The following is a 1038-nucleotide window of genomic DNA, read 5'->3' on the forward strand; positions in this document are numbered from 1 at the left end:
GCGGCCACCCAGCCCCGAGACACCAACCGTCACCATCTCCAAGCCGACCAGAACGCACCCGACTCGCAGGAAAGATCCTTAAATCACCGGTATTGGCCCTAGGCCGTGTTTTAGAAGCTGCGGGCGGCCAGCCATTTGATGAGGTCGCCCGCGATGCGGTCGGTGCTGGTCTCGACGCTGACGTCGTGCTCGCGGCGGGTGGCGTCGCGGTGGACGATTTCGTATCCGCCTGCGTCCAGGACGGCCACCGAGGCGAACCATGCGGGGTCGTCCTGGTCGGGCTGGACGACAACGAAGGTGTTGTCCGTGTCATTCAGATCGGCGACCAGCATGAACAGCGCGTCCTCGGATGGATCATCGACGTGATCGCCGTTCTCGCTGTCGGCGCAGTAGTACCTGGCGGCCACTGATGCCCTCCCCATGCGCGTGCTGCCGGATCCGCCGTCAGCATGGCACGCCCCGGCCAGGGGCCGGTGGTTCACAGCCACTGCTGGATCGCGGCGACCAGAACAGTCGCCTCGAAACGGCACGCGAGCTTGTCATACCGTGTCGCGACAGCCCGGTGTTGCTTGAGTCGGCTGATCCCGCACTCGACCGCATGCCGCGCTTTGTAGTCCTGCCGGTCGAAGGCCGGTGGACGGCCACCGGAGCGGCCCCGCCGCTTGCGGTTGCGGATCTGGTCGGCCGGTTCCGGGATCGTGCACCGGATCCCGCGTCTGCGCAGGTACGCACGGTTGGCGCGCGAGGAGTACGCCTTGTCACCTCGCACCCGCAGCGGTCTTTGTCTCGGGCGGCCACCACCGGTCCTGGGCACCGCGATGGCGTCGAGAACAGGCTTGAACTGCGGGCTGTCGCCCAGCTGACCTGCGGTAATCAGCAGCGATAACGGCTTCTGGCCCTACTCACAGGCGAGATGGATCTTTGTGGTGAACCCGCCCCTGGATCAGCGGGGCCACCGATCGGGTGACGGCCCACTGGTTGGAGACCGGTGCGAAACGGACGAGGCTCCTCGACGGTTGAGCGAGATGTCTGACGTCT

General features: G+C 66.1%; 1 protein-coding gene and 1 pseudogene. Both read right to left on the minus strand.

Annotated features, from left to right (window positions below; translation table 11 throughout):
- Positions 1 to 110: 110 nt before the first annotated feature.
- On the minus strand, positions 111 to 422 hold the full coding sequence (locus tag ACIP98_RS42545; RefSeq protein WP_401982268.1) for a hypothetical protein: 312 nt from the start codon (positions 420 to 422) through the stop codon (positions 111 to 113).
- A gap of 56 nt (positions 423 to 478) precedes the next feature.
- A pseudogene (locus ACIP98_RS42550) lies at positions 479 to 943 on the minus strand (IS5 family transposase); the annotation flags it as partial.
- Between the last annotated feature and the right edge of the window lie 95 nt (positions 944 to 1038).

The organism is Streptomyces sp. NPDC088354, assembly GCF_044753585.1.
GTDB lineage: Bacteria > Actinomycetota > Actinomycetes > Streptomycetales > Streptomycetaceae > Actinacidiphila.